The 25030-nt window shown below is 62.0% G+C and carries 21 protein-coding genes and 1 pseudogene; 7 read left to right on the top strand and 15 right to left on the bottom strand.

Annotated features, from left to right (window positions below):
- Positions 1-37: 37 nt before the first annotated feature.
- A complete protein-coding gene (locus ACYQ47_RS12585; RefSeq protein WP_459905557.1) occupies positions 38-1198 on the bottom strand; it encodes a helix-turn-helix transcriptional regulator in 1161 nt (386 codons plus the stop codon).
- Between the two features lie 176 nt (positions 1199-1374).
- On the bottom strand, positions 1375-2400 hold the full coding sequence (locus ACYQ47_RS12580; RefSeq protein WP_244831722.1) for an AraC family transcriptional regulator ligand-binding domain-containing protein: 1026 nt from the start codon (positions 2398-2400) through the stop codon (positions 1375-1377).
- A 157-nt stretch (positions 2401-2557) separates the two neighbouring features.
- Between ACYQ47_RS12580 and ACYQ47_RS12575 the strand changes: the two genes are divergently transcribed.
- Both ACYQ47_RS12575 and ACYQ47_RS12570 read left to right on the top strand, forming a co-directional pair.
- Positions 2558-3496, top strand: a complete 939-nt coding sequence (locus ACYQ47_RS12575) for a beta-keto acid cleavage family enzyme (RefSeq protein ID WP_459905555.1) — start codon at positions 2558-2560, stop codon at positions 3494-3496.
- Positions 3497-3553: 57 nt separating this feature from the next.
- Positions 3554-4906: an MFS transporter gene (locus tag ACYQ47_RS12570; protein WP_309846091.1), complete on the top strand. Its 1353-nt coding sequence runs from the start codon at positions 3554-3556 to the stop codon at positions 4904-4906.
- A gap of 142 nt (positions 4907-5048) precedes the next feature.
- Here ACYQ47_RS12570 and ACYQ47_RS12565 read toward each other — a convergent pair whose 3' ends face one another.
- From ACYQ47_RS12565 to ACYQ47_RS12550, 4 genes are all read right to left on the bottom strand, one after another.
- Positions 5049-6119 carry an SDR family oxidoreductase gene (locus ACYQ47_RS12565; protein WP_459905553.1) on the bottom strand — a complete coding sequence of 357 codons (1071 nt, stop codon included), beginning with the start codon at positions 6117-6119 and terminating at the stop codon, positions 5049-5051.
- Positions 6120-6296: 177 nt separating this feature from the next.
- On the bottom strand, positions 6297-7439 hold the full coding sequence (locus tag ACYQ47_RS12560; RefSeq protein WP_244831718.1) for a substrate-binding domain-containing protein: 1143 nt from the start codon (positions 7437-7439) through the stop codon (positions 6297-6299).
- A 98-nt stretch (positions 7440-7537) separates the two neighbouring features.
- Positions 7538-8536 carry an ABC transporter permease gene (locus ACYQ47_RS12555; protein ID WP_459905551.1) on the bottom strand — a complete coding sequence of 333 codons (999 nt, stop codon included), beginning with the start codon at positions 8534-8536 and terminating at the stop codon, positions 7538-7540.
- Positions 8533-10119: a sugar ABC transporter ATP-binding protein gene (locus tag ACYQ47_RS12550; RefSeq protein WP_459905550.1), complete on the bottom strand. Its 1587-nt coding sequence runs from the start codon at positions 10117-10119 to the stop codon at positions 8533-8535. Before ACYQ47_RS12550 ends, ACYQ47_RS12555 begins: the two co-directional genes overlap by 4 nt.
- A gap of 324 nt (positions 10120-10443) precedes the next feature.
- Here ACYQ47_RS12550 and ACYQ47_RS12545 point away from each other — a divergent pair, with 324 nt between their 5' ends.
- Complete coding sequence (locus tag ACYQ47_RS12545) at positions 10444-10848, top strand: DUF6632 domain-containing protein (protein ID WP_310390846.1); 405 nt, start codon at positions 10444-10446, stop codon at positions 10846-10848.
- Between the two features lie 70 nt (positions 10849-10918).
- Here ACYQ47_RS12545 and ACYQ47_RS12540 read toward each other — a convergent pair whose 3' ends face one another.
- Positions 10919-11140 carry a hypothetical protein gene (locus ACYQ47_RS12540; RefSeq protein WP_459905549.1) on the bottom strand — a complete coding sequence of 74 codons (222 nt, stop codon included), beginning with the start codon at positions 11138-11140 and terminating at the stop codon, positions 10919-10921.
- A 429-nt stretch (positions 11141-11569) separates the two neighbouring features.
- Between ACYQ47_RS12540 and ACYQ47_RS12535 the strand changes: the two genes are divergently transcribed.
- Positions 11570-12694, top strand: a complete 1125-nt coding sequence (locus ACYQ47_RS12535; protein ID WP_250469649.1) for a sensor histidine kinase — start codon at positions 11570-11572, stop codon at positions 12692-12694.
- An 18-nt stretch (positions 12695-12712) separates the two neighbouring features.
- Here ACYQ47_RS12535 and ACYQ47_RS12530 read toward each other — a convergent pair whose 3' ends face one another.
- From ACYQ47_RS12530 to ACYQ47_RS12495, 8 genes are all read right to left on the bottom strand, one after another.
- A complete protein-coding gene (locus tag ACYQ47_RS12530) occupies positions 12713-13306 on the bottom strand; it encodes a pyridoxamine 5'-phosphate oxidase family protein (RefSeq protein ID WP_459905548.1) in 594 nt (197 codons plus the stop codon).
- A gap of 43 nt (positions 13307-13349) precedes the next feature.
- A complete protein-coding gene (locus ACYQ47_RS12525; RefSeq protein WP_459905547.1) occupies positions 13350-13742 on the bottom strand; it encodes a hypothetical protein in 393 nt (130 codons plus the stop codon).
- Positions 13743-13767: 25 nt separating this feature from the next.
- Entirely contained in the window at positions 13768-14139 is a 372-nt protein-coding gene (locus ACYQ47_RS12520; RefSeq protein ID WP_244831710.1) for a response regulator, read from the bottom strand.
- A 317-nt stretch (positions 14140-14456) separates the two neighbouring features.
- Complete coding sequence (locus ACYQ47_RS12515) at positions 14457-16655, bottom strand: TonB-dependent siderophore receptor (RefSeq protein WP_459905546.1); 2199 nt, start codon at positions 16653-16655, stop codon at positions 14457-14459.
- Positions 16656-16784: 129 nt separating this feature from the next.
- Positions 16785-18815, bottom strand: a complete 2031-nt coding sequence (gene fhuB, locus ACYQ47_RS12510) for a Fe(3+)-hydroxamate ABC transporter permease FhuB (RefSeq protein ID WP_459905545.1) — start codon at positions 18813-18815, stop codon at positions 16785-16787.
- Positions 18808-19716 carry an ABC transporter substrate-binding protein gene (locus ACYQ47_RS12505; RefSeq protein ID WP_459905544.1) on the bottom strand — a complete coding sequence of 303 codons (909 nt, stop codon included), beginning with the start codon at positions 19714-19716 and terminating at the stop codon, positions 18808-18810. The genes fhuB and ACYQ47_RS12505 overlap by 8 nt, the downstream gene beginning before the upstream one ends.
- Positions 19713-20528: an ABC transporter ATP-binding protein gene (locus ACYQ47_RS12500; protein ID WP_250469644.1), complete on the bottom strand. Its 816-nt coding sequence runs from the start codon at positions 20526-20528 to the stop codon at positions 19713-19715. The genes ACYQ47_RS12505 and ACYQ47_RS12500 overlap by 4 nt, the downstream gene beginning before the upstream one ends.
- Positions 20525-22141 (bottom strand): cyclic peptide export ABC transporter, encoded by a 1617-nt coding sequence (locus ACYQ47_RS12495; RefSeq protein WP_459905543.1) that lies wholly within the window; start codon positions 22139-22141, stop codon positions 20525-20527. Before ACYQ47_RS12495 ends, ACYQ47_RS12500 begins: the two co-directional genes overlap by 4 nt.
- A gap of 237 nt (positions 22142-22378) precedes the next feature.
- On the opposite strand from ACYQ47_RS12495, the gene ACYQ47_RS12490 reads away from it, so the two are divergent.
- From ACYQ47_RS12490 to ACYQ47_RS12480, 3 genes and pseudogenes are all read left to right on the top strand, one after another.
- Positions 22379-23176: an AraC family transcriptional regulator gene (locus tag ACYQ47_RS12490; protein ID WP_244831704.1), complete on the top strand. Its 798-nt coding sequence runs from the start codon at positions 22379-22381 to the stop codon at positions 23174-23176.
- 288 nt (positions 23177-23464) lie between these two features.
- A pseudogene (locus ACYQ47_RS12485) lies at positions 23465-24133 on the top strand (methyl-accepting chemotaxis protein); the annotation flags it as partial.
- Between the two features lie 127 nt (positions 24134-24260).
- The gene (locus ACYQ47_RS12480) at positions 24261-24905 is read left to right on the top strand and encodes a hypothetical protein (protein ID WP_250469642.1); all 645 of its coding nucleotides are present in this window, start codon (positions 24261-24263) and stop codon (positions 24903-24905) included.
- Positions 24906-25030 lie beyond the last annotated feature (125 nt).

The raw sequence follows: 25030 nt of genomic DNA, 5'->3' as shown, positions 1-25030 counted from the left end.
CGGGCAGTCGTCTCCCAAATAGGAGATGCGTGAGGGCTTACGGATGAGGCGAAATGCTCGCGACGCTACGGGCCACCAGTGCGGCAAGCGCGCCTTGTCTGCTGGTGCCGGTCTTGGAAAGCACTTTCTTCAGATGCGAGCGCACGGTGCCGAGCCCGACGCCGAGCGTGGCGGCAATCTGATCGAGCGATTGTCCTTCGCCGATAGCGACCGCTATTGCCGCTTCCGCGCGCGTCAGTCCGAACAGGTCCCGAAGCGTGCGTGTGGCGGAATCCCCGGAAACCTCAGGATCGCGAATGAAAACGCTCGCCGCTGGGCGTGACACATCCGCCGACGCCCAATTGGCACGCCACGGCGCCACGAGCAAGGTGAGCGGCAATCTGCCTTGCCGTGGCACGGCGAGCGCCGCGCCAGCCGCGTGAGCCGCGCCGTTCGAGGTTTGCACGGCGTCGCGTATCAGCTTTGCAAGCCGGCTGTTCAATGCGGGACTGTTCATGCACACGCGCCGTGCATGCGTGCGAATCTCGGATGACGAAGCCAGTAGATTCTCGGCAGCGCGGTTCGCATACAAGACCATGCACGATGCATCGACCACGAGCACGCTGGTCTCGATGCAATCGAGCGCATCCACTGCCGCGCGTTGTGCGAGCGCGGTGTCGCGCAACCGTTCGCGCAAGCCGAGCGCGCGGCGCACATGCGGAAACAACACGCCCAGTTCCTGACGATCGTTCTCTACGAAACGCCCTGCGGAAAGCGGCCGATGCACGCCAAGCACACCTGTCTCACCATTGCCAACGGGAAACAGCACCCCAACCATATGATAAATATCGAGCCGCCGCGTCCAGTCCTGATAGAAGCCAGTGCGCTCGAATTGCGTATCGGGCATGAGGCTTTGGCTCGTGAATACTTCGCCCGGATGAAGCCGCGCGGAGTGTTCGACCCATAGATCGTTCCGATGCCAGTAATCCGCCCAGGCCTGTTCGTTCGGCGCGACACGCAGATTGTCGGTCACGCTTGCGAGCTTTGGACCGCGAGGACCGCCGCATGTCTTGAGCACACCGCTCGTGGCGTCGAACGCTCGTGCAATGGCCGAAGCCACGCCGGCCCATTGAGCGTCGTCGAGCGCGGCATCGTAGAGAAGGCTGATTACCGGACCGAGCCGGTCTTGATGTCCGACCGGTTTATTGTCTGCGTCCATGATCTTTGCCTCGCGGTTGCTCACGAGTTCAGGACCGAAGCGTGGTCCGAAGACGAAGGCCTTCGGGTTGCAAGGCCTCGAATGGAATTGCAGATTACACCTTAGGTAACCGAACTAAAAGGGAAAGCTTTGAGTGAGTAGTGCACCGGCAGAGTGCGAACGTGTCCGTAATGTATTTATCGTCGCAGCTCGCCAGGCCCTTTGCCCGTCCACCGCTTGAGCGCGCGGCGGAAGTTCGCCGCATCGCTGAAGCCGAGAAGCATCGCGACGTCGTCGGTGCTCATCTTCGTCGTCTTCAGATATTCGAGTGCGAGCGAACGTTTTACATCGTCTACGATAGCCACGAACGACGTCCCTTCCTCATCCAGACGACGCCGCAACGTGCGCGTGGTGAGATGCATCGATTCGGCGACCGCTTCCATGCCCGGAAAAACGCCGGGTGTGCTCATCAGGACCTGATACACCTCACCCGATACACCGCTCGATGTCTTCGCCTGACCAATCAACCGGTCGCACGTCTCCTGTAGCAGCGCTGCCGTGAGCTTGTGCGCGAGTTGCGGCTTGCGGTCGAGAATGGCGCTGTCGTAGACGAGCTCGCATTGCGGCTGATCGAAATAGCACGGGCAGCCGAGATATTTCGGATAGATATCCGCGTGCGCGGGCGCAGGATACGAAAAGCACGCCTTGACCGGCGGACAGACGCTGCCCGCAACATCCTGAAGATGCGTCACATGCTGCGTGTATTGCTGTTCGATGATGAACTCGCGCAGTTCACGCGATGGGCTCGAGATAAATGCATCCGGGAAAGTCCAGACCATTCTGTCGGGATATTCGGTCCATTCGATAGCGACTGTCGGTGTCGCGAGCCGGTGATAGCGCACGCCCAGCTTGAAGTAGTCGCGCAACGAGAGACACGACATCAGCGCGTATCCATACATGCCGTAAGCCGACAGATGCAGCTTGCCGCCGACCTTGAATGGCGTGGCCGGTTCGCACGACAGCGCCACTGCATTCCGGCAAACGGTAGCGTATTGCCCGATGGAGGTCAGCACGGAAGCGTCTTGCAACTCCTCCGCGCTCACGCCCACGCCGCGCAGACTGTCCGCCACAGCAATGCCTTGTTCCGCCAGCACCTCGACCAGCGCGGCGATCTTGTAGGGCGCGTAGATGCGCTCGTTGAGCGGCGGGCGGGTCGTCGCCATGGCTCTCCTCGCAATGTCCTCGCGGGACTTCCGTGTGTCCGAAAATGACCTTTTCGACGAGATGCTATCTCACTACTATCAGTGTCACAAGAGTTCGTCCGTCGATACGGGCGGCATCGAGACCCGATGAAAACTCAATGGAGACAAGGATAGTCAGATGAGCAATCCGGCCCGCAAGGTCATCATTTCGTGCGCCGTCACGGGCGCGACTCACGTTCCGTCGATGTCGGAACATCTTCCGCTCACGCCCGCGGACATTCGCGATCAGGCAATCGAAGCAGCCGAGGCGGGTGCCGCGATCATCCATCTGCATGCGCGCGATCCCGTAGACGGACGGCCCACGCCAAGCCCCGATATCTTCAGGCAGTTCGCGCCCGCCATCGCGGAGGCGACCGACGCTGTCATCAACATCACGACAGGCGGCAGCACGCGCATGACGCTCGAAGAACGGCTTGCTTATCCGCTGCATGCCGCGCCGGAGATGTGCTCGCTCAACATGGGCTCGATGAACTTCTCGATTCATCCACTCGCCGCGAAGATGTCGACGTGGCGTTACGACTGGGAGAAGGACTACGTCGAAGGCATGGAGGACATGATCTTTCGCAATACCTTCAGGGATATCAAGCGAATCCTCCAGCAACTCGGCGACAAGGGCACGCGCTTCGAGTTCGAATGCTACGACCTTGGGCATCTCTACAATCTCGCGCATTTCGTCGATCAGGGGCTCGTCAAGCCGCCGTTCTTCATTCAATCCGTGTTCGGCATTCTCGGCGGCATGGGCGCGGACCCGGAGAATATGACGGTCATGCGCACAACCGCGGATCGTCTCTTCGGACGCGACAACTATCACTTCTCGGTGCTCGGCGCCGGACGTCATCAGATGCCGCTCGTCACCATGAGCGCCATTCTTGGCGGCAATGTGCGCGTGGGTCTGGAGGACAGCGTGTATATCGCAAAGGGCGTGAAGGCCGAATCGAACGCGCAGCAGGTCAGAAAGATTCGCCGCATTCTGGAAGAGCTTTCGTTCGAGATCGCGACACCTGCCGATGCACGGCAAATGCTCGGTCTCAAGGGACGTGACGAAGTCACGCTCTGAATCCCATGCTCAACGCTGCCACATAAAAGAACAGCAGCGGACTTATCAGGAGACGACATGAACCACGGCATGGTCAAAGACAGTATCGATGCGTTGCATCGCGTGGCGACGAAGAAGGCGATGCTGAAGCTGATCCCGCTCATGTGCGCGATCTACTTCATGTCCTTTCTCGATCGCACGAACGTCGCGCTTGCAAAGGCGCAGCTTGCCGCCGATGTCGGCATCAGCGCGGCGGCATATGGGCTCGGCTCCGGCATCTTCTTCATCGGCTATGCGTTGCTGGAAGTGCCGAGCAATCTCGCGGCGCATCGCGTGGGTCCACGGCGATGGATCGCGCGTATCGCGGTGAGCTGGGGCATTCTTTCCACCGCGATGATGTTCGTGCAAGGCGAATGGTCGTTCTATGCGCTGCGCGTGCTCTTGGGCATCGCCGAGGCCGGGCTCTTTCCGGCGCTCATGTACATGGTGACGTTGTGGTTCGCGCCCGCCGACCGGCCTATCGCGGTCGGCTGGATTTACACGGCGCCCGCGCTTGCACTCGTTCTTGGCAATCCGCTCGGCGGCGCGTTGATGCAACTGGGCGGCATGGGCGGTCTGCACGGCTGGCAATGGATGTTCATGATCGAAGGCATCCCGAGCGTGCTGGCGGGCGTGCTGCTCTACTTCAAGCTGCCGGAGCGTCCGCGCGATGCCCGCTGGCTTTCGACCGATGAAGCGCAAGTGCTGGAAGCACGCGCCGTCATCGATACGCACGGTCATTCCGAACTCACTTCGGAAGACTGGCTCGCCGCGATCAAGCGGCCGACGACCGTGCTCATCGGCCTCATCTATTTCTTGAATCAGGTGGCGTTCGTCGGGCTTTACTTCTTCACGCCTGCAATGATTCAGCAGATGCATGTGAAGACGCCGTTTATCGTCGGCTTGTTGTCGAGCAGCGTGGGTATCGGCTTTCTGCTGGGCGTGTTGATCTTGCCGCGCATTCATCGGCGCTACGGCAACGACTGCGTGTATCTCGGCATTCTGACGGCGGGACTCGTCGCGGCCGGATGCGTGTTCGTCGCGACATCTGTTCCCGCGGCGCGCATGGTGTTGCTCGCGGTCACGGCGTTTTTCGCGGGCGGCGTGTTGCCTTCGTACTGGGCTATCGCAATGAAGCGACTGCAAGGCATTCAGGCGGCGGCGGGGCTTGCTTTCATCAACACCGTCGGGCTGATCGGCGGTTTTGTCGGGCCGTATCTGTTCGGTATGACCGAGACCATCACGGGCCGCAGCGATTCGGGTTTCATGGTGATTCTCGGTGCGTCCGTGCTTGGACTGGCGCTCATTCCGGTGTTCGCAAGAGCGATTCGACGCGAAGATGTGAGTGCATCGCGTGTGACCGAAGGCGGTGCGGCGAGCGCGCATTCGTAAGCGGTCGAGCAGTTGCGGCGTGATTCTTCGCGAACGCGTGGAATGCACGATTGCCGCGTCTGCGGGAAGCGCTGGCGTCGCCAGCGGCGGCAACATCACAGGGCAGGCCATCCGTCTCGATGGTCTGCCCCATGTACGAGCCTCAGCCAGGAATAACCTTCGCCGCCTTCAACTTCTCGAACAACTCAAAGAATGAATCAGGCGTGCTTTGATAGTCGAGAAATCCGGCTTTGCGGCTCTTGGTCATATCGGTGAGCACTTCCATTGGCCGGCCAAGGTCGGCGTCGGTATGCCACCACGAAGCCAGCTTCTCCACGTTCGCTTCGATAAGACCGAAGCGCGCCGCGATATCGGCCCACAAACGCGGCGCGTCCTGCATGCGCGATTCGAGCGGACGCGTTTCGCCATCGAACGGCGCGGCCTCGATGTCGAAGTATTCCGCGAGCTGCGACCACATCCAGTTCCAGCGGAAGACATCGCCATTGACCACGTTGAAGTCTTCGTTACGCGCATTGGGCGAAGTCGATGCCCATTCGAGATGACGCGCCAGAAGGCGTGCATCGGTCATGTCCGTGAGACTGTTCCATTGCGCGGGTGAACCGGGGAACACGAACGGTGCGCCGGTTTCCTTGCAAAGCGTCGCGTACACGGCAAGCGTGACGCCCATGTTCATGGCGTTGCCGAGCGCAAAGCCGATGATCGTATGCGGCCGATGCACGCTCCAGCCGAAGCCATATTTCTTCGCGGCTTCAAAGACCTTGTCTTCCTGCTCGTAATAAAAGTTGTCGACGTCCTGCCGCCCTTGTTCCTCGCGAAACGGCGTGAGCGGCACCTTGCCTTTACCATATGCTTCGAACGGGCCGAGATAGTGCTTGAGGCCGGTCACGAGCGCGGCATGTTCGAGCTTGCCGGTGGGTCCAAGCGCATCGAGTACATGTCGCACCATGGCGCCATTCACGCGGATGTTTTCTTTCTCGGTGGCTTGCCGCGCCCATGCCGTGAAAAACACGTGGCTGAAGTGCTGCCCGTTGAGTGCTTCGCTGACCGACTCCGCTGAAGTCAGGTCGGCGGTCACGGATTCGACGCCTTCGCGCAAGGCCGAGCGGCCGCGCGAAAGACCGGTTACGTGCCAGTCGTCGAGCGTTAGAAGATGTTCCGCGAGATTGCCGCCGACAATACCCGTCGCGCCGATGATAAGTGCTCGTTTTTGCATGGAGATGTGCCTGTGATGAGGATCGATGCGAATCTTGGTGTCGCTCGATTGTAGGCGGGATCGTGCAAACGCGTACTTTGCATACGGCGGTGCTTCATCGGACGAGCCTCACGCAAAAAGAGCGAAGCCCGCAAAGGCTTCGCTCTCGCAGTACCGCGCTGGCTGTCGGTCAGAAGATCAACCGCAAGCGGGCGCCGCCTTCTTGCAGGCATCGGCCAATTGCGGCGGCGGGTCTTTCTTGAACACGGTCTTGTAAGACTCGAGCACATTCGACTGCACGACCGGCAGCGACTGCACGCCGATCCACGCGGGCGGTGTCTGGCCGATCAGCGCCTTCATCATCGCCATGGCTTCGGCTGCGCCCTGATCGTACGGACGTTGCGAGCCCGTCGCCTTGAGCGGACCGCCCTTGGCAATCTCGATTGCCGATTCGAGCCCCAGGTCCACCGTCGTCACAGGCGTGTTGATACCCTGCGCGCGCATCGACGTAAGCGTGTCCAGCGCGGGCTGATCCCACACGGCGAACACGCCCTTGACGTCCGGATTCGCCGTCAGAAAGTCGCCCGCAATCTGCCCGACTTTCGACGGATCGGTGAACGCGACCTGCTTGATCTTGATGTCCGCGCGATTCTTCTTCAGCCAGTCGTTGACGGCTTTGGTCCGCTCCGTCGTGCTGAAGTAATCGACGCCGAAGTTCACGAGACCGACCGTGCCGCCTTTCGGCACGCACGACGCAAGCACCTTCGCCGCGATCTGGCCGTTGCCTTCGCTATCGGCCGAGACCATGGCCGCGTATTGCTCGGGATGCTTGAGGCCGGTTGGCACGTTGTCCATGAACACGAGCTTGATGCCCGCCTGCGAGACCTTCTTGTAGGTCGCGGCCGTTGCCGTGCCATCCACGGGAATGGAGATGATGCCGTCCGGATGGCGCTGTATCGTGTTCTCGATATCGGCGATCTGCTTGTCGACCTGATACTCGGCCGACGCCGTGCCGATCACTTCCACGCCGTACTTCTTGAGCGTATCCGTAATGCCTTGCACTTGAAGTTGCGACCAGTCGAGGTTCATCGTCTGCATCGAAATGCCGACCTTGAACTTGCCGGCCTTGACCTTGGCGGCTTCGGCATCGGTCAGCTTGACGGCATCGACGGCTGCCGCCTTCTCGCCATTCGGTCCCTGGCCGACGATGCCCGTTGGCCCGATCGACGCCACATTCAGCTTTTCGCACGATTGCGCGAACGCCTGCGCACAGCACAGAGCCATGGCAGTCGCCGCCGCGACACTCGCCAGCTTTACACCTGATCCACGACGATAGTTCATGTCTTGCCTCCATTGGTCGCGTTGTACTTCGTCTCCTGCTTTTTTGACTTGCCTTTCGTGGTCTCTCACGCAATGTCGATCTGCGCGGGAAACCAAAACTACTTGCGCGTGAACGCGACTGCCGCGACGATGATCACGCCCTTGATGACGAGTTGCAGCGACGAACTCACGCCGAGCAGCACGAGCCCGTTATTCAGCGTGCCGATGATGAGACTGCCTAGCAGCGTGCCTAGAATGAAGCCGCGTCCGCCGAAGAGACTGCACCCGCCGAGCATGACGGAGGCAATCACGTCGAGTTCCATGCCCTGCACGACGTCCGGGCGCGCCGCATGCGAACGCGCGGACAAGACGAGCGCGGCGAGGCCGGCAAGCGCGCCCGTCAGCACGAATGCGAGCGTCGTCACGCGGCGAATGTTGATGCCCGAGTAGAGCGCGGCCGTGGGATTGCCGCCGGCTGCATAGATTTGCCGGCCGAACACGCTGTAATGCAGAAGCAGAATGCCGCCGATCACGGCAAGCAAGGTCCAGATGATCGGCACCGGCACGCCTGCAATGTCGCCTTCGCCGAAGATCGCAATGAAATGATCGTTCGTGATGATCTCGGGCCGCGTCGTCGTAACCATCAATGCAAGTCCGCGCGCCGCGCTCAAGCTGCCGAGCGTCACGAGAAACGAGGGAATGTTCAAACGCGTCGTGACGAGACCGTTGATCGCGCCGACGATCGCGCCCGTGCCAATGCCCGCGATCGCGCCGATGACCCAGCTATCGCCGATATGCGACATCGCGAGCGCGGCGGCCATGCCGGACAGCGCGAGCGACGATCCCACCGACAAGTCGATCTGCCGCGCGATGATCACGAATGTCATGCCGATAGCGATGATCGACACGAGCGCCGTCTGGCGGCCGATGTTGAGGAAGTTGTCGATGGAGAGAAACCACGGCGACGCGAAGCTGAACACCACCAGCAGAATCGCGAACGCAAAGTACAGCATGTAGGGGCGGTCGCCCTGCAGCAGTAGCTGCGCAATGCGCCGTGCGCGCGAATGACGCTGGGCGCTTTGTTGTTCGGCGGGCATCGGCGAAACAGACTCGTTCATGTTGCAAGCTCTTCGGTAGGGCGGGCCAGTTGTATGAGATGGTGCAGTTCTTCCGCGTGACGAATCTCGGCGCGCTCGACAGTGCGTGTAATCGCGCCATTGGCGACGATGGAAATGCGGTCGCAGAGCCGCAGCAGTTCGTCCAGATCCGACGACACCACCACGACGCCCGTGCCTGCGCGCGCCGCGTCCTGTACCACGCCGTAGATTTCCTCGCGCGCGCCGACATCGACGCCGACCGTGGGTTCATCGAGCAACAACAACTTCGGGCGCGGATGATTCCACTTCGCGAATACGACCTTCTGCTGGTTGCCGCCCGAGAGAAACTTCACGTGTGTCGATGCATCGGGCGCTTTCACGGAAAGCTGCTTCATCGCGACGCGTGCTTGTTGCGCGGCGGCTTTCGCGCGCAGCCATCCGCCGCTCGAAAACCGCGGCAGGCGCGGCAAGGTCAGATTGCGTTCGATCGAATGATCGAGCACGAGCCCTTGCACATGACGGTCTTCAGGCACGAGCGCGACGCCGCGCCGGATTGCATCGGAGGGATTGCGCGCGCCGAGCGGTTCGCCGTCGAGATCGAGGCTGCCCGACTCCACGGGCAGCAGACCGAAGATGGTTTGCAGAATCTCCGTGCGGCCGCTGCCGATCAGTCCGGCAATGCCATGCACTTCGCCCTTGCTCACGGACAAGTCGACGGCGCAAAGATGCGCGTTGCTTACCTTCGACAGCTTCAGCACGGGCGCATCGGCAGCGCGATCGGCCATCGCGACTTTGGTTTGCGCCGCCGCACCCGCCGAGGTTTCCTGACGCGCCTGCATGGCCGCATGACGCGGGCCGACGATAGCCGCGACGAGCTGCTTCATGTCGGTTTCGGCGGTGGCGAAACTTCCGGCGTTTGCACCATCGCGGAACACGGTCACGCGCTGCGAGATGCGAAAGACCTCGTTCAGCCGATGCGTCACGTAGATCACGCCGACGCCGCGCGCCGTCACGGTGCGAATAGCGTCGAAGAGAATCCGTTCTTCGCCGCCTGTCAACGCGGACGTGGGTTCGTCGAGAATCAGCACGCGCACGTCGCCCATCAGCGCCTTGCAAATCTCCGTCATCTGGCGATAGGCGAACGGCAAGGAATCCACGGGCACGCGCGGATCGAGCGGAATATTGTGTTCGCGCAAAAAGGTGCTGACCTGCGCCATGAGTTCACGTTGCCGGACGAAGCCGAGACGCGTGCGCGGTTCGCGCCCGAGCATGAGGTTGGCGCCGACGGACAACGATTCGACCAGACTCAAGTCCTGATACACGACGGCAACGCCTGCCTCGCGCGACTTTGCGGGCGATTCGAATGCGACCCGGTTGCCCGCGATTTCGATCGATCCTTCGTCGTAGGCGTGGACGCCGCTCAATATCTTGATGAGCGTGGACTTGCCCGCGCCGTTTTCGCCGAGCAGCGCGTGCACCTCGCCCGGCAGAACTTCGAGATCGACGCCGCGCAGCGCCTGCACGCCACCGAACCTTTTGGTGACGCCGGTTACACGGATCAACGGAACTGGCGGCGATGAAGCGGCCGCGACCGGCTGACTCATCCTGATGTCTCCTTCGTCAAATAGACGAATTCTTATGTTCGCGGTCGGGCCGCGTGTTGTGTTGTGATCTTCGCATCATGTAAATGGTGCGTCAATAACAGATAGCCCTAGTTTTCGTGTTCTGAACGGGAGAATTGCAACAATATCGACCCGTTTTGTGATGATCTTATCGTTCCGGGGACGGCTTTCTGTGACGCGGAGCTACGAGTAATTGTCCGTCAGGCGCGCAGACGCTCGACTACGTTGCCAATGCGAAGGAGCAGCCGAGTAGGGAGCGGTGCGCGGGAGTATCGTGTGCGACAAGCACGCCTTCTTTGGGAGCGCATGATGAACGACGCCCGACGACTCGCCGCCTTGCGCATCGCGCTGATTGCCGTGGGTTTAATCGCCATCTTCGCGTTATGGCCGCTCATGATCCTGTGGCCTTCCGGATGGAGTTGGCAAAGCAGCCATTCGGACTACCCGCTGATGATCGTCGGCATCTACGCGACGCTCGGCGTATTTCTACTGATGGCATCGCGCAACCCGATGAAGCATCTGAGCCTGATCTGGTTCACGGTATGGTCGAGCGTCGTGCACGGCGCAATCATGGCTGTGCAGTCGTTCGGCGCCGAGATGGACGGCACACGCCATGTCGGTCATTTGCTAGGCGATGTGCCTGCGCTATTTATTGTCGCGGCCGTGCTGGCTTTCCTTATGCCGCGCGAAAACAAGGCACGAGCGCTTTAATCCGCCGATGCAGTGTTCGCGGTGCGTCCCAAGTATGTAGGACGTACCGCGACCAATACTTTATATGCGCTCAGGCTTGCGCTTGAGTTTCCTTCAACGCTTCATGCTTGTGCGAATGCGTCGCTCCGTATTTCAGCTCGAAGTGCGCGCCTTTTCCGTTTCGCGTGGGCGGAAAATGTTCGCCTTCGACGCAGGTGACTTCAAAGGTATCTTTCCCGTCCTCATAGACCACTGAGTAAATGCCCGATACTTTGGCGATTTCACCGGGCTTGTACGAACTGTCGCCTGCCATTTAGCTTCTCCTTTTTGGAACCACATACGGACCGACGAAAGAGCAATCGGCGTTCCGAGCGGCGTCATGCCGGTCGGTAAACGGCGCAGGGAGTCGAGTTCGTGTGAACGCGAGCGGGCGTTATTCGCTCGCTTCTCGTCGTGCTTCAGCCGAAATCGCCGATTATTAGTCGTTGCCTGCGGGACGTCGCCAAACTGTTATTTATGGGCACGGGAGCACGGCACGGGAATAGCGATTGCGCTAGTCCAGCGGTGAAACCGTCGCCCACAACAAAAGAAAGACGATACGGTTCGAACGACAACGCGACATTAGTTTGACCAACGAAGTTTCAAGGCGGGCGATCAAGGTCTGATCGATCCTTGTCGATGCAGGCAAGATCGTCTCCCTGAAGGACGCTTCCTGGCTTTGGACTTCATCAGGAGCAGGGCCATGATGCACGAATTTCTCAAGAATAATCGAAGCATCTTGCTTGAACGTTGCCGCATCATGACTTTCAAGCGGAACGCCGAATCTCCGGTGATGGCGGATATAAAGATCGTCCTTCCCGAACTGCTTACGCAAATAACCGAACTTCTGCGCCAGCACCGTACCACCGAAACTCCGAATTCGACATCGGGGCTTCCCGAACGGGGTGAATCGAAGGATACCCCGATAGGCAGAACCGCACGCGAAGCAGGCAGGGTGCTATTCGGAACGGGACTCAAGATCGAAGACATCGTCGTAGGTTACGGCGATCTATGCCAGGCGATTACCGAACTGGCCGTAGAACGGGATGCGCCTTTCAAGGTACAGGAGTTTCGAATACTCAATCTGTGCATCGATACGGCGGTTGCCAATGCCGTGATGGCTTATTCGGCCGCGCGAGACAACGCGCGCACGAATAGCGGCGCTCAGACGCAGACCGATGAGAACAGAATGCTCGCGCACGAGATGCGTAATCTGATCCACACTACGCTGCTCGCATTCACCGCTTTACAACGAGGAAATCTGAGCGCGAAAGGAGCCACCGGATTACTTGCTGAGCGTAGTCTTTTGCGACTCGGCAAGCTGACTGACCGAATGCTTCGCGACTCGGCAGACCCGGCGACCGTACGTTACGACGACGTTATCTTCAGTCTCGCTCCATTAATCCTGGAAATCGAGGGAGCGGCGCGAGTGGACGCGACAGCCCGTGGAAAAAGTTTTTCCGTTACTCCGGTCGACGCGCTCATCAAGGTTCGTGGAGATCGCGACTTGTTGTATGAGGCGATAATCAACCTCTTACAGAATGCGTTCAAGTTCACCAAGGAGAAAAGCGCGGTCGCGTTGAGAATCTATGTGAATCACGACGTCTTTATTGAAATCCACGATCAGTGCGGAGGACTTCCTTGTAAGAACGGCGAGTCGATGTTCGATCCTTTCGTGCAATTCAATGCGGATCGCAGCGGACTGGGCTTAGGACTGACTATTGTGAGGCGCAACGTAGAAACTTTGAGGGGAACCGTGGAAGTGAAGGACATTCCTGGCCACGGTTGCGTCTTCATTATTCGCTTGCCGCTCGTTTCACACGCATGAAGTCGAGGTTGGTCGCATTCATGGCGCGATCCAATGACCGTGCCACTCGTTGCGTTCGAGCCAGAAGTTTGCGCGCCGGTGCATTTCGCCCGAGACGTCGAGGAAATCGATCTTACTGACGATGACGTCGATGAGGCAGAAGTGTTCGAAGCCATCCGTCTGAGTGTGCGCTGTTGTGTCGTCGGGCTTCGGGCGCGCATCGGGCGGACTGTCCACTAGTGTTCCCGGAGGCAACGGCGCACGATAAAGCGCGAGCGATCCGGGGCGGCTCGCATTCCACACGGCGAGTCTTTCGTCGTCGTCGATGACTTGTTGCGCGCGCCCTTCGAGTCGAATCTGGATGCCGGCACTCCAGTCGCCGACAAGCGCGGAGACGTTCGGCTCCTGTTCGATCTCAGCGACCTTTTCCGATCTCACGTCCGTGTGAAAGCTCACAAGCGTGCGGTCCTGGATGGCACGCCGCATTACGACCGTGCGCAGCTTCGGCGCGCCATCGAGCCCGATGGTCGCGAACTGCATCAACGTGTAGGCGGAACGCTCGCGGCCGGGATTGGCGCCTGAAATCAGATGGCTCCACGTCTGCGCCAGGATTGCATCCAAAGCGTTGCTCAACTGACGCCTCCGTTGCTTGATGCAGTTGAAGTGGCAGCGGCGATTAGTCAGCCTTGAAGACGATGGCGGCTGTGTCGTCGATCTGCGTGAAGCTGCGCACGAAGCGATACGACTGCTCGTCGATCTCGATTCGATTTGCACCTGACGAGGTCAGTTCCAGCATTTCATCAGCGAGCGATTTTGGAATCGAGCCTACTTGTTTCAACTCTTCCTTGGGCCCGGATGGGTCGCCGAGATAGACCGTGCAAACGTCGGCGGTATGCCGAATAAGGACGACGCTTGTCGCCTTGTCGAGCGCGCGTTCCAGATAATCGGCGAGTGGGCGTAACGATTCGAGTTTGTAATCGGAACGGTCGTCAGCGAATCCATTGATGTCTGGCACTGCGGCCTCCCTGATTTGATCGTCTGCACCGTGGTTCGATACGTCGAAGCGCACGATGGTGCAAGCGACGGAGTTTCGATTAGCGAACCGGCTCTTCGGCTTTTTTTCCCGATAGCAACGATTCGATGGCGGCGACGGATAGCGGTTTGGACAAGTGTCCATCGAAGCAAGACATATCGAAATGTTCGTGAATGTCGTCGTGTGCGGTCAGCGAGAAGATGCGCCGGGAGGCATATTTCTCGGATGCGCGGAGTCGCATGCACAGAGCGTGGCCATTGATATCGGGAAGCCCGATATCCAGAAGAATGAGTTCGAACGCGCCTTCGCCTGCGGCCGCTTTCAGCGCCTCGGTGCCGGTGTAGGCGCGAGTGACCGCATGACCCATGGACCCCGCGATTTCGGCGAGCATGTCGGTGGTATCGGTGTAATCGTCCACTACGAGAACTTTCATTTGAAGTGCTCCCAACAGTGAGGACCGAGGTGCGGGGTTTTGATGTTGAGGTTGCAGTCTACTCTAGGTTGCTGGGTTGGATGACGGCGGCTGCTGAGCACCAACTTGCGTTGCTTGGTGTCACTGAGAAATCTTTGACCGAGACTTACCAACTTCCGTCATATGTCGTTAGCGGCGACTTCGTCTTACGAAATTCTTGCGGATTCTATGTTACTCAGAAGCAGACAGCCGATGGCGATCATCGCCTGTCTGCGGACAACCCGACGGTGGAAGGTCAGTGCTTCCGTCCCGGCAGTCGCCCAAGCGTCATCGTAAATTTAGAAGTCGGTCCGCACACTCAACATGACGTTACGCCTGTCGCCGAATACACTGTAGAACTGGCCGGGTGGGCGAATGTAATAGCCGCGATCGAAGATATTGTTCAACTGCAGTGTCGCTTCGAGATGCTTGTTGAAGCGATATCCGACCTGCGCATCGAAGATGGCATACGCGCCCTGTTCGACGCCGCGCGATATGCGTGTCTGCGCGAGCATGCCGCCGCCGACCGATACCCCGCGCATGACGCCCTGCGTAAACTGATACCGCGTCCACAGTTTGAAGAGATGCTTGGGGTCCGTGCCATCGGTGAGGCCGGGCGCATCGTTCTCGAAGTGCTCGTTCAAATACGTGTAGCCCGCATAGACGTTCCAGTCCGGCATCGGCTGTCCGGTGACTTCGAGTTCGACGCCCTGACTGCGTGCCTTGCCGGCGGCAAGGTAATAGAACTGATGATCGGGATCGTCGACCGCGCGGTTGTTGTCGTTGATACGGAACAGCGCCATGTTCGTATTCAGGCGTCCGCCGAGCACGCTGCTCTTCACGCCGACTTCGTATTGCTCGCCGGAACGCGGTGGAATGCCCGCGCCGGAGAATGTCGTCTGCGTCTGGGCGTCGAGGAAGCGCGCGTAATTCGCGTACGCGGTGACCGCCGGCACGATATCCCAGACGAGTCCCGCCGACGGCAGAAAACGATGGTTGATCTGCGAGTTCGTCGCCCAGTCCGTGAGGTCGGGCAGTGTCGATTGCGTGCGATCCTGTACGAACGCCTCGCGCGCGCCGAGCACGAGCGTCAGCGGATTCGCGAGTTTGATGCGCGCCTGCGCGTAGATGCCGTACTGGACGGTGCGCTCGTTCGTGCCGAAGCTGAAGGGCGTATCGACCTGCGGCACGGCGTTGGGATCGAACAGACTGAAGGTGCCGCCGTCGAACGGGCCATCGACGGACTGGAAGCCCGAGAGCGCCGTCGACGACATCACCGAATAATTTGCGCCGACCGTCAACGTGTGCGTCTGCCCGAAGAGCCGGATGGGACCGGACACGTTGCTGTCCGCGCCGAACCAGTCGTACGTGTTGCGCTGATTCTGATCGCCGTAGAAGCTGAGGCCATCGGTGGTCGCGCCCGGTCCCGAGTACGCGTAGTACGCCCGCGTCAGCATGTGCCGGTAGAACAACGTCGTGGAGGACTTCCAGCCGCTTTCGAAGCGATGCACGAGGTTCGCGTTGGCTTCCTGAATCGACGTGTACGACGTGTTCCAGCTCGGGCTGAAGTTCTGTGCATACGAACTCGGCACGCGGCCGACGAGTGCGGTCTGATCCGCATTGAGCACGCCGCTCGCGCCGTAGTCGAGGCCGTACATCGGCAGGACTTCGTAGCCGCCCGAGAGCGAGAGCGTCGTACGCGGCGTGAAGTCGTAGTCGATCGCGCCATAGGCCATGAACTCCTTGCTGCGCGCCCGGTCGATCGATTGATGCCCGGCCTCGCCGACGATCACCGCACGCCCGCGCAGGCTGCCGTCCTTGTTGAGCGGTCCGGTGACGTCGATCATCTGCCGCACGCTGCCGAAGGAATCGACTTGTGTGTCGGTCGTCAGATGGAATTGATTTTGCGGCCGTTTGCGCACGAGATTGACGACGCCGCCGGGCTCGCCTGCGCCGTCGATCACGCCGGCCGGTCCGCGCAACACTTCCACGCGGTCGTACATCGCGAGGTCGAATTGCGTGAGATATTGCAGGCCGCTGACGATGGGCGTGCCATCGAATTCGATGCCAAGTTGTGAGCCCCGCGCGCGGAAATAAGCCGTGCCGTCGCCGTAGCTGACCGAACTGACGCCCGTCACGTAGCGCAAGGCTTCTTCGATGGTCGTGTCGTTGCGGTCGTCCATTTGCTGGCGCGTGACGACGGAAACCGAATACGGGGTCTCCTTGATCGATTGCGCGCTCTTGCCCGCGATGGTCGCGCGTTTCGCGGCGTACGAGCCGCTGTCTTCGGTCGTCGCATCGGCGCCGGTGCTGTCGGTCACCACGACGGCGGGCAACGTCACATCGCTGCCCGCCGGGTTTTGCGCGCGTGTGGGCGGCGATGTCGCGCCGAGCATCGTCAAAAGCGCGAGCGCAAGCGGCGTCATGCGCGGCGCGCGCACGTGCCATCCCGTCGTCGGCGCGGGCATCGCGCCGCGCGGGTCATTCCCTCTTCTCATGTTTTCTCATCCCATCGTTGAATAGACAAACGGCGTCGTCCCGCTGCATGCGGGCTTGAATCGGATGGGGACATTGGTTGTGTGGTGCGAGGCACGCGCGGCCCCGTTCTATCGACTTCGATGCAACCGTCATGTTTGCCGCGCACCGCGCAGCAGGATCAGCATGACGAGCCACGGACCGCCGAGCAGTGTCGCGACGAGACCGGCCGGAAGTTGCTCCGGATAAGGAATCTGCCGTCCCAGCCAGTCCGCGACGACCATCAGCAGCGCGCCGAGCATCGCTGCGAGGTAGACCTGCGGCAGCGGACGCCGCCCGCCCGAGAGCCGCGCGATATGCGGCGCGATCAGCCCGACGAAGGACAGCGGTCCGACCACGACCGTCGCCGCCGCCGTCGATACCGCCGCGAGCAGCAACAGGCCGAAGCGCGCGCGCCCGACCGGCACGCCGATGCTCGCCGCCACCTGCGGACCGGCGCCGAGCGCCGCCAGCCAGCGCGCGAACAGCGGCGCCACGGCGAGTACCGACATCGCCAGCACGGCCATGAGCAATGCCATCGCCGGCTCGATGTAGTAGGTCGACCCGACCAGCAAATCGAGCAGCACGCCCGCGCGTGGATCGCCGCTCGCCATGACCGCGCCGACGACCGCCTGGAACAGCGCGCTGATCGACAATCCGACGAGCAGCAACCGCTCTGGCGCGAACCGCGCGCGCCGCCCGAGCCAGAGCAGCAAGCCAAGCGTGGTGCACGCGCCGGCCACGCTTCCCGCGAACAGCGCGGCCGGTTCGAAGCTGCCCGCGATCAGCAGCACCGCGACGACGCCGAACATGCCGCCCGAGCCGACGCCGAGCAGGTCTGGGCTTGCCATCGGATTCGCGGTCATGCGCTGCAACAGCGCGCCCGCCGCGCCCAGCAGACTGCCCGCTGCGAGCGCGGCCAGCAGGTGCGGCACGCGCCAGAAGAGGAGCGCGTCGATGTCGGCCGGATGCGCGAACCGCCAACCGTCCGGTCCGCGCGTGACGACGAACGACAACGCGCACGTGATCGCGAAGAGCGCTGCCCACACGAGCGGCGTCGTGCGCACGGCGTGCGGCGCGGTGCCGCGGTCACGCGTTTCGCGGATGTCCGGCGTGGTGCGAAGGCGCGGCAGCAGGACGACCAGGAGCGGCACGCCGATCATCGACGTGACCGTGCCGGTGGGAATCAGATGCGCTGAGAACAGCTCGCCCTGCGAGACGATGCGCACGAGTTCGTCGGTGAGAAAGAGCAGGGCGGCGCCCAAAAGCGGCGCCCACACCAGCCGGTCGCGCAGGCGGCGCGCGCCCGTGAGCCGCGCGAGGAGCGGCGCCGCCAATCCGACAAACCCGATCACGCCGACCTGCGCCACCACGCTCGCCGTGAGCACGACCGCGACCAGCAGCGCCGCGCCGCGCATCCAGCCGACGGCGGCGCCGAGATTGCGAGCGGTGGCATCGCCGGCATCGAAGAGTTGCAGCGGTCGATGCAGCAGCGCCGACGCCAGCGCGCAACCGCCCACGCTCGCCGCAACGCGCGCGGCGCTTCGCCAGCCGGTCTGATCGAGTGCGCCGCCGCCCCAGATTTGCAAGCCTTGCAGCAGATCGAAATGCATTACGCCGATCGCGAGGCTGATCGCGCCGCAGTACAAATTCACCACCATGCCCGCGAGAATCACGGCAAGCGACGACATGCGTTGCAACCATGCCAGGCCGAGCACGAGGATCATTGCCAGCGCGCCACCCGCGAGCGCGATGGTTTCGCGACCCGCTGCGAGCCAGCCCGGCAGCCACACGCTCACGACGGCGAGCCCGAGATACGCGCCGGGGAAGATGCCGAGCGTCATCGGTTCGGCAAGCGGATTGCGCAACACCTGCTGCACCAGCACGCCCGCAAGCCCGAGCGCCGTGCCGCACAGCAGCGTCATGGCGATGCGCGGCAGCACGCTCTCGTGCACCAGCACGTCGCGCATGTCGGTGAGATCGGGCGAAACGAGCGCCTTCCAGAACGATGCGCCGTCGAGCGCGCCATGCAAATGCAACGCGGCGAGGCACGCGGCGGGCAGCATCAGGCCGGCGAAAAGTGCAAGCCGCCAGTCGCGTGGCGGCGCCGAAGGGCGAGTGAGTGCGACGCGGCTGCTACGCAAGCCCACCTCCGCCGTTATCGATGATGGCGCGTGCATTCGCCATCGCGGTCGCGAAGCGTTGCATCGAAATCAGGCCGCCGTACGGGGCGATCACCGGCAACACGGCCACGCGCTTCTCGCGGACCGCTGGCAGCGCGCGCCAGAGCGGGCTCGCCGTCAGCGCCGCGCGGATGTCGGGCGCGAGCGGCCGAGTCAACGCGATATCGGCGCCGGCGGCTTCGAGGAGACGGGGCAACGGCACGACGGTGGAACCCATCGCGTTCGTCGTCCAGCGCACGCGCGCAGTCGCGGCGTTCGACAGCCCGATCTTCGCGAGCACGTCGTTGAAGAGACTGCCTCCGCCGTACACGCGCAGATGCCGCTCGTCGATCACGTCCGCGACGATCACCGGCCGGCCGCGCGGCACGCGCGCCGCGATGTCGCTCATGACGCGCTCGGTTGAAGCGAACAGCGCGTCGGCCCGGGCGCGGGCGTCGAAGGCATCGGCCATCACGCGCGTTTCGGCGCACAGGCTCGCGTAGGGATGCCCGTCGGTCATATACGCGCCGAGCGTGAGCGTCGGGGCGATACGCCGCAGCGGCGCGAGCAGTCCCGCATGCGCGGGCGTGACGATCAGCAGGTCCGGCGCGAGCGCGAGCAGCGCATCGAAATTGGGTTGATAGAGAAGGCCGATATCCGCGACATCGGACGGCAGCGGCGGCACCGCGATCGTGTTCGCATACCACGCGGGCAGCGGAATGCCGACCGGCGCGCGCCCGAGCGCGAGCAGCGTCTCGGTCAGCTCCCAGTTCAATACGACGATACGTCGCGGCGCCGGTCCGGCCGCGACGCGCGCGGCGCGCGGGAACGCGAGCAGCGCGGCGGCGCCTTGCAGCAGCGTGCGTCTCGGTGGCGACTTCATGACGGAAAACACATGCGGCGGCCGGTGGACGCATCGGTCGTAACCGACATCGGCACGCCGTAGATGGCTTCGAGCCGCGCCGGATCGACGATTACCGCCGCGTCCTCGCGCATCAGCAGACGCCCCTCGCGCAACGCGACGATCCGGTCGCAGAAGCGCGTCGCCATGTTGATGTCGTGCATGACGATGACAGCGGTCATCGCGCGCTCGGCGCACAGCGTCCTGACGAGTTCGAGCACGGTCAGCTGATGGCCGACATCGAGCGCCGACGTCGGTTCGTCAAGCAGCATGCAGCGCCCGTTCTGCGCGACCAGCATCGCGATCCACGCGCGCTGGCGCTCGCCGCCCGACAGGCTGTCCACGGTGCGGTCGGCGTAACAATGAACATCGGCGGCTTGCATCGCCCGGTCGACGTGCGCGGCGTCGCCGGCCGTGAAGCGCCCGAGCGCGCCGTGCCACGGATAGCGGCCGAGCGCGACGAGCTCGCGCACCGTCATGCCATCGGTCGATGGCGTCTGCTGCGGAAGCCAGGCGACTTCACGCGCGAACTCGCGCGTGCTCCAGTCGGCGAGCGGCCGGCCCGCGCATCGGACGACGCCCGTATCCGGCGCAATCTGTCCTGCGAGCAGCTTGACGAGCGTGGATTTGCCGGAGCCGTTGTGCCCGACAAGCCCCGTCACGCGGCCCGGTTCGATATGCAGATCCAGCGGATGCAAGAGCGTGCGCCCGCCCGCCGAGCGCGACACGCCTTCGAGCGAGAAGGCGGGCGGCGTCGCGGTCGCGTACGCCGTCTGGTAGACGTGGCCGTTCATGCGAGCGCCGCCTTTTTCGTGGAACTCACCTGACCGCTGTCGAGCTTGACGATACGATCGGCGAGATCGAAATAACGGTCGTCGTGGGTGATGACGAGCACCGTCTTGGCGCGTGCCTTCAGTTGCGGCAGCAGCACGCGATAGAAGATGTCCTTGAACGCGGGGTCCTGGTCGGCGGCCCATTCGTCGAAGAGATAGAACGGGCGGTCTTCCAGAAACGCCACCAGCAAGGCAAGACGCTTCCTCTGGCCTTGCGACAGATCGAGCGTCGAAAAACGGCCGTTGTCGATGCGCACCTTGTGCTCTAGTTGCAATGCCACGAGCAGCGCGCGCGCCGTGGCCTCGCTGTGCGCGGGCAGGCCGAGCAGCGAATCGAACAAATGGAAATCGCTGAAGACGACGGAGAAGAGCTGCCGGTAAGCGGCGCGATTGCCGTCGTCCACCACCGTTTCGTCGATGACGATGCGTCCCGACTCCGGCGCATACAGCCCGACCAGCACCTTCGCGAGCGTGGTCTTGCCGCTACCGTTGCCGCCCACGAGATAGACGAGTTCGCCCGCCCGGAACGTCAGATCGATAGGTCCGAGCGTGAAAAAACCGTCCTCGGCTTCGCGCACGTAGCGATGTTCGACGCCTTCGAGCGTAATGCTCGCGAACGCATCGGCGTCGAGCGAGGCGCTTGCGGGCTCGGGCGGCAGGGCTTGCTCGAGCTGATCGATGCGCTCGAACGCGATCCGCGCGCTGCCGATGGCGGGTAGGGCCGCCAGCAATCCTTCGACCGGCATGATGAGGTAAAGGAAGACGAGCGCGTAACCGGACATCACGTGCGCGTCGGCATCGAAGAGACGCGCGAGCACGAAGAGGGTCAGGCCGACGAAGCCGAACAGCAGCAGATTGCCCCAGCTCGCGGCCAACGCGTGCAGCATGTAGCCGCGCGTGCGCTGCGCGCGCACCGCTTCGACATGCGGGGCGAGATCACGCGCGACGAACGCTTCGGCACGCGCGCGATGCAGCTTCAGTTCCTTCGCGCCGTCGAAGAGCGAGCGAAAGCGTTGCAACAGGCCGTCTTCACGCTGCCGCGAATCGCGCAGATGGAGAAGCGCCCGCGAGCCGATCAGATGCGTGCCGAGCGATCCCGCGCCAATCGCGACGAGCGCGAACAGCAGAATCGGCAGGGACAGCATGCCGAGATAGACGAGACAACCCGCGATCACCGCGCCCTGCATGACGATCGACGGCAGACTGATGAAGAACACGACGATGGTGTCGAGGTCCTGCGTGAGCGCGTTGATGGCGCGCGACGCGCCGCATCGTTCGAGATCGCGGTACGACGCGCCCGCGATGCGGCCGATCGTCTGCAAGCGCAACCTCGCCTTGGCGTGCTGTCCGAGATACATGAACAGCATCTGCGAAACGACCCGCGTGAGAATGACCACGACGCCCAGCGCCGCGAAGCGCACGCCGAGCGTGAGTAGTTCGTCGCCGGTTGCGCGCAGCGCCTGATTGATCAGCGCGACGAGCGCCGCGTTCGCCGCGCCGCTGACGAGACTGACGACCAGCGCGACAGGCAACAACCCGCGCGCGCTGCGGATCGACGAGGCTATCAGAGACACGTGCGCACACCCTCGTTGAAAGCAGCCAAGGCACGCGGCTGCCCGCAAAGCGCATTGGGCGGTAACAAAAATGCGAGAATGCGAACCATTAACATTTCAACCGATGGGTCGGCGCAAAGTGTTGAGTGACGACGAGTTTAGCGTTTCGTCGAAAAATCAGGCCGACACCGAATATCGAATTTCTGACAACTATTGGTGTTTTATCGATAGTTTTTTGCGTACCACTTTTTCGCGACCATGAAAGAGTTCCTGCTCAAACGCTATCCGATCGAACGCGTCCCGCTGTCGCGAGACGTGATGGCGACCCTCGTCGACTATCGTCATGGCGAGCGTATAACCTGGCATCAACACAAGCACGGACAACTGGTGTTCGCCGTGCGCGGCGTCGTGCGCGTGCTCACGCCCTCGCGCACCTGGACGCTGCCGCAGTCGCGCGCAGTTTGGCTGCCATCCGATGTCGATCACGAACTGCACGCGGTCGGCGACACGCAACTATGCAGTGTGTATTTCGAACCGCGTGTGTTTCCGTGGTCGTGGCATCAACCGGCCGTGATTGCAGTGTCGCCGTTGATGAGAGAGCTGGCCATCGTGCTGGGCGCCGCGGGCGAGCGATACGCCGAGGGAAGCCATGCCTCGCTCAGCGCGCCGCTGTTGCTGAAGGTGTTGAGAGAGACGCCCGCGCTCGCCGAGCCCGGCGTGCCATTGCCGCGCGATGCACGGCTGCTGCAGATCTGCGAGCACATGATGAACGACCCGGCGAGCGAACTGACGCTCGATTTCTGGGGCGAGCAGTTTCACACCAGCGGGCGAACATTGGCGCGCTATCTGAATGCCGAGACTGGATTGACCTTTGGCGCATGGCGTCAGCAGATACGAGTCGCGGAGGCAATCACGCTCCTTACGCTGGGACAGCCTGTGACGCAAGTTTCGAAGAAGCTTGGCTATCGCAGTGCCAGTGCTTTCATCGTCATGTTTCGTCAGGTCACGGGAGAGGCGCCACAACGTTACCTGGCTTCGCGCTCGTCGAGCAGATAAACGGAGAGCGGGGCGTCTTATGCAGACTTCGAGTTGGAAACTTAGATGTGGATCGCATCGTTGCTCGAATGACGTTCGTATAGCTGCGGTCTTCGTTCGGGCCTCGATAGCTGAATGTCGAATGGCCGTTGTAGCGTTGAAAGCCGTCGTCGTCGGTACGTGGGGGAGAAGGGCGGTTGAGGGTCGTGAAGACTCATGCGCGCCTGCGGACGTTCGATTCAGCGGTGCAAGCCGGCGAATAACCGCAGACGGACGGACTGCAGCCACACGGTTCGTAACCGGGCCGGCAGCTCGGAGCAAGTCGCGCAGATCATCTCGGTCATCGAAGGTATCGCGTTCCAGACCAACATCCTCGCATTGAATGCGGCCGTGGAAGCCGCGCGCGCAGGCGAACAAGGTCGCGGTTTCGCGGTGGTGGCGGGCGAAGTGCGCACGCTTGCACAGCGCAGCGCGACGGCCGCAAAGGAGATCAAGGATCTGATCACCGAGTCCGTGGAACGCGTGAACAATGGTTCGGCGCTCGTGGACAACGCGGGCCGCACGATGACGGAGATCGTGCAGGCCGTGAAGCGCGTGGCCGATCTGATGGGCGAGATCAGCTCGGCATCGGGCGAGCAGCATCATGGCATCGAACAGGTCAACACCGCAGTCATGCAGATGGATGAAATGACGCAGCAGAACGCGGCGCTCGTCGAGGAAGCATCGGCGGCCGCGCAGTCCATGGCGTCGCAGTCGGCTTCGTTGCGTGATCTCGTCGCTGTATTCAAGGTGGATGCAGCGGCTGCGCGCGCGGTTCCGGTATCCACGGCGGCGAAGCCAACGAGCGCGTCTCGCGTCGCTCTCAAACCTCGCGCTCCAGCGCCGACCAAGCCTCGCGCCTCAGCGAAGACAGCGGCAAAACCTGCGCCGACGCATGCAGCGACTGCGAGCGCGGAAGGGGACTGGCAGACGTTCTGAGAGCGCGAGCGCGTACAGAGGTTGTCCGTCATATAAAAGGCGGCACAACCTCAAGTTCGCATCGTTCAAGCCGTAAACATCGCCAACGCCTGCACGGTAAACATCTAAAACTACAACTGGAACTTCCATGATGAGAAGAGCCGGACTCGCCACGCTGCTTTGCGCCGCATCGATACTGTCGGGCTGCGCAAGCGGCCCCGAAGTGCTTTCGACCGTGAATGCGCGACAGCAGCCCACAAAAGTACGCAGCTTGCTGATCGTGGTGGACAGTTCGCTGTTCGGCGATTCATGGAACGCAGGGGCCGGTAGACATTTTGCGCACACGCTCGGCGACACGTTAAGAGAAACGGCCGGTTCGATTCCTGTGACGCTGCTGCGCCTGGACTCCGAAGCCGATTCACGCGCTCTGCCGAAGATCATCATGTCGTCGCATGCGACGCAGTTGATGCAGGTCAAAGCCGTACGCGTCACGTCGCGCTCGCGCGGCGACACCGAGGCCGTATGGCAAGTCACGCTTTCTGACGTGAAAGCGTCGCTGGTTCCCACCGAGCAGGACCCTTCGCGCTTCAATACGCGTGTCGAGATGAACACGTTCTATCAGCAAAAGATCAGCGCCAGTGTCTCGGAGCACATGGACTTTCTTCTTGGTGGCATCGACAAAAGTGCAGCGGAAACGGGAAACGCTATTGGCGCTCGCTTGCGCGCAGCACATGTGATGACACCTGACCCTGCGGTCGGCGCTGCGCCGTTGGTGTCGTCGAATCCCTCTTAGTCAAAGCGTTTGGCCGCTTCAAGTGCACACCCAAGCAGCACGTCCCGCACCATTCCCGCTCCACCATGCGCCGCCATCGCGCAACGCGGCGCTAACTCGAGCACGCCACCAAACGGCCACTTGTG

The sequence above is a fragment of the Caballeronia sp. HLA56 genome, from assembly GCF_054655155.1.
The sequence above is the reverse complement of the archived record's forward strand: the minus strand, read 5'-3'. Positions and strand labels throughout refer to the sequence as shown.

What these genes read in the sequence shown, in the direction of transcription:
- ACYQ47_RS12585 (WP_459905557.1), bottom strand. Translation starts at nt 1,198, where the DNA reads ATGGACGCAGACAATAAACCGGTCGGACATCAAGACCGGCTCGGTCCG.
- ACYQ47_RS12580 (WP_244831722.1), bottom strand. Translation starts at nt 2,400, where the DNA reads ATGGCGACGACCCGCCCGCCGCTCAACGAGCGCATCTACGCGCCCTAC.
- ACYQ47_RS12575 (WP_459905555.1), top strand. Translation starts at nt 2,558, where the DNA reads ATGAGCAATCCGGCCCGCAAGGTCATCATTTCGTGCGCCGTCACGGGC.
- ACYQ47_RS12570 (WP_309846091.1), top strand. Translation starts at nt 3,554, where the DNA reads ATGAACCACGGCATGGTCAAAGACAGTATCGATGCGTTGCATCGCGTG.
- ACYQ47_RS12565 (WP_459905553.1), bottom strand. Translation starts at nt 6,119, where the DNA reads ATGCAAAAACGAGCACTTATCATCGGCGCGACGGGTATTGTCGGCGGC.
- ACYQ47_RS12560 (WP_244831718.1), bottom strand. Translation starts at nt 7,439, where the DNA reads ATGAACTATCGTCGTGGATCAGGTGTAAAGCTGGCGAGTGTCGCGGCG.
- ACYQ47_RS12555 (WP_459905551.1), bottom strand. Translation starts at nt 8,536, where the DNA reads ATGAACGAGTCTGTTTCGCCGATGCCCGCCGAACAACAAAGCGCCCAG.
- ACYQ47_RS12550 (WP_459905550.1), bottom strand. Translation starts at nt 10,119, where the DNA reads ATGAGTCAGCCGGTCGCGGCCGCTTCATCGCCGCCAGTTCCGTTGATC.
- ACYQ47_RS12545 (WP_310390846.1), top strand. Translation starts at nt 10,444, where the DNA reads ATGATGAACGACGCCCGACGACTCGCCGCCTTGCGCATCGCGCTGATT.
- ACYQ47_RS12540 (WP_459905549.1), bottom strand. Translation starts at nt 11,140, where the DNA reads ATGGCAGGCGACAGTTCGTACAAGCCCGGTGAAATCGCCAAAGTATCG.
- ACYQ47_RS12535 (WP_250469649.1), top strand. Translation starts at nt 11,570, where the DNA reads ATGATGCACGAATTTCTCAAGAATAATCGAAGCATCTTGCTTGAACGT.
- ACYQ47_RS12520 (WP_244831710.1), bottom strand. Translation starts at nt 14,139, where the DNA reads ATGAAAGTTCTCGTAGTGGACGATTACACCGATACCACCGACATGCTC.
- ACYQ47_RS12515 (WP_459905546.1), bottom strand. Translation starts at nt 16,655, where the DNA reads ATGAGAAGAGGGAATGACCCGCGCGGCGCGATGCCCGCGCCGACGACG.
- ACYQ47_RS12505 (WP_459905544.1), bottom strand. Translation starts at nt 19,716, where the DNA reads ATGAAGTCGCCACCGAGACGCACGCTGCTGCAAGGCGCCGCCGCGCTG.
- ACYQ47_RS12500 (WP_250469644.1), bottom strand. Translation starts at nt 20,528, where the DNA reads ATGAACGGCCACGTCTACCAGACGGCGTACGCGACCGCGACGCCGCCC.
- ACYQ47_RS12490 (WP_244831704.1), top strand. Translation starts at nt 22,379, where the DNA reads ATGAAAGAGTTCCTGCTCAAACGCTATCCGATCGAACGCGTCCCGCTG.
- ACYQ47_RS12480 (WP_250469642.1), top strand. Translation starts at nt 24,261, where the DNA reads ATGATGAGAAGAGCCGGACTCGCCACGCTGCTTTGCGCCGCATCGATA.